This is a genomic window from Stenotrophomonas sp. Sm6012 (genome assembly GCF_030985895.1).
Classification (GTDB): Bacteria; Pseudomonadota; Gammaproteobacteria; order Xanthomonadales; family Xanthomonadaceae; genus Stenotrophomonas; species Stenotrophomonas forensis.
This window is the reverse complement of the sequence record NZ_JAPTFX010000046.1, coordinates 24,395-30,615: the sequence shown is the minus strand read 5'-3', so window position 1 is coordinate 30,615 and position 6,221 is coordinate 24,395. Positions and strand designations below refer to the sequence as shown.

The following is a 6,221-nucleotide window of genomic DNA, read 5'->3' as shown; positions in this document are numbered from 1 at the left end:
CGCTTCTTCATGTCCGTCCTCTTGTGAGACGGACTCTACTAAGATCAGGTTGGCCCGGAAAACGGGGGGCAGGTCAGGCCTCAAAAAGCGGGCTGCCGAGAGGCGCGCCCTCCAGCCGGCCCCGCGCGTCATCAAGGAGGACGTGATACTTCTCTAGGCGGGTCGCATCATACAGTAGGTATTCACAGGGCTTGGGGAGGCTGCAGGCGGCAACGTTCTCAAATCCACCGAACTTGCAGGGCTTAGGTGACGCGCAGCCGCCGAGCAAGTGCGCCCTGTATTGAATCTTTCCTGACTTGGCAGCAGACACAAGGGCCTTATGATCGCTGGTGGAAACAATATTGATCAGCCGATCCTTGTGTCGATCGCCATAGGGGCTGATGTACTGGTTGCTTCGCAGGTTGGAAAATTCATATGCAAGAACTTGGTACATGTTGCGAACATACTCGCCCCGAGCACTTTCGTTCATCTGGGCACCCAAGAGAACGTGTCCCCTACCGTAATAGCGGGACATCGTCAGGCCGGTATGCTTCAGCTGATACTGAAGGCTCAGATCGCTCACCAGTCCTGATGAAAGCATGTTTACGGCGCCGGTCCTGCGGAACTGATGCCACGCGAATCGCCAATGAAGCCCGACTTCAATTTTTGATACAGAAGCCATCGGATTGAGGTGGCGGCTCACCACCATGTCTGCTTCCGTGATTGTCAGCTCTGATCTAGGTAGGAGCTTAGGGAATCTGGCTAACTCTCTCGCTAGCTCCTGGCTGTCCTTTGCAACGCTAAGATCCCAGTAGTGCTTGCCATTCCTTCCGTGACCGCCCTGCCATGGCTCGAACGACCGAGGGAAGAGAGGTGATTGCCGATCAATGTCCTCATTCAATCCCAGGCGCCGTTGCCTACATTCGAGACGCAGTTTTGCGATGACTGTAGCAGCGCTTACCGCGCGTACGCAGTCAGAGGATACGATCCACCTGGCGTCGTCGTCTTTGACTGCCTTAGTTGTTCTTCCACGTAGCAAGTAGACGGTGTCGCCGATCGCATCGCGTTCGATCAAGAGGCAGTCTAGCGGCAAGTTGGATGCCTCTTCGATGCGCATGAGCGAGTACGATACGATCTGTATCGAGGCACACAGATTGACCAAGGTGGCAATACTCGAAAGAGCGTCTGAGAGACTTTCGGTGCGCAACAGCCACTTCGAAATCAACGACTCCAGCGCGACAGTGGATTGTGCGGTGGCGGCACTGTCTTCCTCGAGCTTTTCGGCAACGAGGTGTTTGAACGCTCTCCTGTAGTCGTCGGCTACAGCCAAAAATTCATCTATGAATGTCAACGATCGCTGCATCAGTAGCGTCCAGATGCGAGGCGGAATATAGGGCGTCTGGACCTTCTGATGCTCCGGCAATTCTGAAGCGAGGGCGACAATCTGATCGCGGGATAGGATGAAGAAGCCGATGCTATCCCGGGACTCGTAGATATCGTGGAGGATACGAATAGTGTGCCTGGCGGCAGACGGCCGGATCAGCTTCGCAACCTTCGCAAGGATACGTGGGTGCCGATGGAGTCGGTCCGCTGTTACTTTGTGCTCGCTGCAAAGCCTGAAGATAGGCCGAAGCAAGTCTGTTCGCTGGAGCATTTCTGCGCTAGTCGTAACGGCAAGTGGTCCCCACAGCCAGTAGGCGGCAATGGTGCGAAAGACCGCGCCGTTGGCTGCATCCATGATCCTCCTCGGGTCATCGGCGCCATCGCGGAAGTAGACACGGGTGACCTTTCTGGACATTGGGGTCAGATCCCAGCATGGGTCACCGACCCTGCTTAAAACTGAGCCGTCTGATGCTAGGGAAACTGGATGATCCAGGGGAGGTGGGAAGCAAGGAAGTTTGAAGTTGGATGCTGCGGGAGATACGTTTGGGTGTGTCAGGTTCAAGCAGAAGTGCACTTCAACTTCCTTCTAATCAAGCATCTCAATAGATACAGCCCAAAAAGGGTGGTAATTTCTTTCGGTGACGCGTTCTATGGATTCTTCGATCCATTGACCTCTTACCGCGCTGGACTCACCAAATGCGGCCACCTTCTGACTAATGCGCGTTAGTACCGCTTCTATTGGTTGAATCAGTGAGTGCTTGTTGTTAACGAGATGGTTGCTGGCAAGCTCCATACGCTTGAGGTGCTGATACGTGACCAATGACCATGCATAATCGAGGCTGGATATGTCTCGATGATGCCGACAGAACATGCAGCCAGATGCGGTCGCGCAGTCGGGCAGTGCAACACCCTCCGGTATTTCTGACAACGGGCTGGGTCCGTTGTCTCCACCCGCGCAGCCTCCAGCGGCAGGCGGTGCGCGATTGGTTTCACTCTTGGCGTGAAATCTTGTGATCTCACTGGCGGCGACGGGGTGGGACGGTCTCACATAGATGTCACGGAGTGTGCGCTGACTGTGCTGGGCCACTTCTGCGGCCAACGCGTCATTCGCCCTCACGCGGAACCAGTTCACGCGGAGGTTCCGCAGCTTTTGAGGGCCAACGAACGGTAGACCAATCTTCTTGAACTTGATTCGGGTGGAGCTGAAGTTCGGGGGCGAATCCTCCGCAGGTATCGCAGAGGGATAGTAGAATGGGAAGAGCCGATCATCATGCTCAATAGGTACGAAATGATCGAGCCAATCCAGGTATCGCTGAAGAATTCGCTTGTATTCCCTGAATACTGTGAACCGTACTTCTCCGCCCTTGCGAGCTTTGTACTGCGCGGCCACGCGGACGTCGCCATCAGAACTCTGATAGCGAAACTGCGATCTTCCCAGCATCTTGGCCTGGGCTAGATTCATGCCCGTCTGAGAGAGGAAGATCAGCATCTCGCACTCAATTCTCAAGTTTATTATCGAGTACCTTGTTCGGATGGTTCCATCTTCCTCCCACGCCTTCCGCTCGCGCTCGACCACAACTCTTTGGTGAATTGGTGTGAGCCCCTGAAGGGACTTGATTTTCTCGGGTGGCCGCAGCCCGCACCACTCCGAGAACGTGTACCCAGCACTGAGTTCGATTTGGACGGGAAGGGGAGAGCGCACTTTTTCAACTGTCAGCTGGTCGCAGATCTCCAGCAGAACCTTGCCACTATTGGCTGCATCCTCAGCGGAAACTGCATCGCTTTTTTTGTAAGGAGCACGGCCTTTGGCGGCAAGCGCTGGAAGTCGGGTGAAACGCACCATTGGACGTTCCATGCCGATTGCTGGGGTGAGTACGCTTGATACACGGGAGGCTTCGTCGCGTGCTGTCTCGAAGCTTATCTTATCTTTGCGTTGCTTCCGCCTTGGCTTCGTACCTGGCGGACCAGCCGGCAAAGATGGCAGCTTCACTTTGCCGTTAGCTCTATCGATAAGGTGATTGCACCAGTCTGTGAAGTCTGAGACGGCTTCAGGTGCCCCTCCAAGTCGCCCCTCCCGGTCGCACCATGCGAAGAAGTAGCGGAGTGATTTGATGATGTTCCTGATCGACGTCGGACGTAAGCCGCTCTCGATCATATTCGAAAGCGCTCTATGTATCCCTGCTAGCAACTCGACTCTAGTGACGATCGGCTCCCCAGCCTGGCGATTAAAGATCGCTTGGGCTGCGTGGGTGGTCACGGCTTCGGACATACCCAGGTACAGGTGATGCTGCAGGTCGATCTGCACTTGAGACGGACCGTGTGGCAGGCTCGGGAAAGTCAAGCAGGGAATTTTAGGTTTCTTTGCCAGCATCAGTCAGCTTTAGGTAGCTTCGCGTGTACTCATCTGCAAGAGAGGAGATAAGATCACCGGTTTGTATGAATTTCACGTACTTGAGCGTTGTCGCGATATCGGAATGAAGCATTAGGTCCCTGAGAAGGCCTAGTGCGTCTGCGACGCTGAGATGCCTGAGGAACAGCCGAGCGGTGTTCGTTCCAAAGGTTGCACGGGTTCTGTGGAACTTGAAATCGTACATCGGAGCAAAAAGTGCCCTTCTTGCGCGAGATCTCAGTCGGGATATCTCCATCTCCATCGCGCGGTACTCAGTCACCCCGGCCTTCCCGGCGTATGGCTGCCCGGATCTGGTAAGAAAAAGAAGGTCTCGGTGGTGGTGGGGCGCGCGCTCCACTCTTTTCAAGCGCCTGGTACTGGTTGCGTGCTCAATGAGGGCATCCAGATCGTTCTGATGTAAGGGGATGGTGCCGTTCACACCGTTCTTAGTGGCAACCGGCGGCTGAGCCCTTGGCCCGATACTGATTCTCATAAAACCGGTCATGTTCGGATCCGGCGTTGCCCTATAGAGCGTCTGCACCTTGAGGTCAGAGATCGTTCCTAGCCGGAGACCTGTGCGGAAGCCGAGGCTGAAGAAGAGCTGCAATTCCTCCGTGCCATACCGACGCACGTACGCCTGGATAGCCGCTTGGTCATCTACTGAGAATGGTACGAGGTTGTCCTCTAGAGCGATCGAAGAAGCCGTCGAGCCCGCTCGGATACGCAGATCTGTGCTCAACTTCAAGATCGTTCTTTCAAAGCCGAAGTTGGTAGAGACACGCACGCCGATGTGCCGGTCTTCCCACATGGGCCATTCAGGAGATATGACGCGGTGGGTGTGGGCCCATCGATAAAATTGAACTATGGCGCGCATCCTGGCCGCGGCAGTCCGAGGCTTGATGCTCTGGGTGCCTATCTCGCGGAGTAAAAATGCTCGGTAGAGAACTAGGCAGCGCTTTGCCCTGTCTACGGGGAAGTCCCACCAGTGGGTATTCGTCTGCTCAAGCCATTTGGCGTAAGCAAGGAGGTGCGTCATCAAGGACTTTAAGGTGGCGCCATCAACGCCCTTCTTTTGCGAGATCCATAAGTTCACCTCTCGCCAAGGGGTGTTGTCCTGCCAAAACAACGCCGGGAGACTGTTCTTTCCCGCTCCGTTGCCTGAGTCTTCTCCCTGACTGGGCCGGGCAATCTGTTCCAGAACAGCCATTGATCCATTCAAGAAGTTACGTTGGCGTGTTCATCTTAGCATGTTACGTGTGCACGGGCAGGGGTTCATCGCGGCCACCAGTTGGAAGCGCGCCGGATACTGCACGCTACGCGCCGCGCGCGCGATACGGATATGCCCGGATTCCAACGGCTCACGCAACGTCTCCAGTGCGCTGCGGTTCCATTCCGGCAGCTCGTCCAGGAACAGCACCCCGTGGTGCGCCAGCGAAATCTCGCCGGGGCAGGGTGGGTTGCCACCACCTACCAGCGCCGCTGCACTCGCACTGTGGTGCGGCGCCCGAAACGGCCGCTGCCGCCAGCGGCGTGGGTCCAGCCCTTCACCACTCACCGAGGCAATCGCGGCCAGCTGCAGTGCTTCGGCTTCCTCGGTGTCCGGCAACAGACTGGGCAGGCGCGAGGCCAACAGCGTCTTGCCGCAGCCAGGGCTGCCGATCAGCAGCAGATGATGCCCACCGGCTGCGGCCACTTCCAGTGCGCGCCGTGCGTGCGCCTGCCCGCGCACGTCAGCCAGATCCGGCAGTGGCAACGGCGTTGCGTCCACACGCTCTACTGGCGGCAGCAGGCGCGGATTGCCCAATCCGGCGCAGCATTCCAGCAGCGTGCGGGCTACGCGCACCTCGGCATGCTGGGCCAGCGCAGCCTCTGCAGCATTGCCCGGTGGTACCACCAGGATGCGCCCGGCTTCTGCGGCTGCAATCGCCGCGGGCAGCGCACCAGCCACCGGCCGCAGCTCACCGGTCAGGCCCAACTCGCCCAGGAACTCGTACTGAAGCAGCGACTGCGGATCGACCTGGCCGCTGGCCGCCAGAATGCCCAGCGCAATCGCCAGATCGTAGCGGCCACCCTCCTTGGGCAGATCGGCGGGTGCAAGGTTCAAGGTGATGCGCCGTTGTGGAAAGTCGAAGCGTGCGCAGAGCAGTGCCGCACGCACGCGTTCGCGTGATTCGCGCACACTGGTCTCGGCCAGGCCGACAATCTGGGTGGCGGGCAGGCCACCGGAGAGATGCACTTCCACCCGCACCAGCGGGGCGTCGACCCCGGCGCGGGCGCGGCTGTAGACCAGCGCCAGGCTCATGTACGGTTTCCTGCGGCGAGATGTTCGATGGTGCGGCCGTCGAACTACCGTGCACCATCAGGCGTTGCGGAGGATCAACCTAGGAGTATCCCGGCCCGAGGGCCGGGTACATCGCCTCGGCAGAGAGGAGCAGAGCGCCGGCGTTTTGGCGTTGGACATGACCGAGCA

The 6,221-nt window shown here is 57.7% G+C and carries 3 protein-coding genes and 1 pseudogene; all 4 read right to left on the bottom strand.

The features are described from left to right. Window positions 1-73 precede the first annotated feature (73 nt). A complete protein-coding gene (locus O0J73_RS10425) occupies window positions 74-1,717 on the bottom strand; it encodes a hypothetical protein (RefSeq protein ID WP_308308648.1) in 1,644 nt (547 codons plus the stop codon). A gap of 231 nt (window positions 1,718-1,948) precedes the next feature. Continuing rightward, the gene (locus O0J73_RS10420; protein ID WP_308308647.1) at window positions 1,949-3,667 is read right to left on the bottom strand and encodes a hypothetical protein; all 1,719 of its coding nucleotides are present in this window, start codon (window positions 3,665-3,667) and stop codon (window positions 1,949-1,951) included. A gap of 46 nt (window positions 3,668-3,713) precedes the next feature. Continuing rightward, the gene (locus tag O0J73_RS10415) at window positions 3,714-4,958 is read right to left on the bottom strand and encodes a hypothetical protein (protein ID WP_308308646.1); all 1,245 of its coding nucleotides are present in this window, start codon (window positions 4,956-4,958) and stop codon (window positions 3,714-3,716) included. A 54-nt stretch (window positions 4,959-5,012) separates the two neighbouring features. After that, window positions 5,013-6,053: pseudogene (locus O0J73_RS10410) on the bottom strand (YifB family Mg chelatase-like AAA ATPase); the annotation flags it as partial. Window positions 6,054-6,221 lie beyond the last annotated feature (168 nt).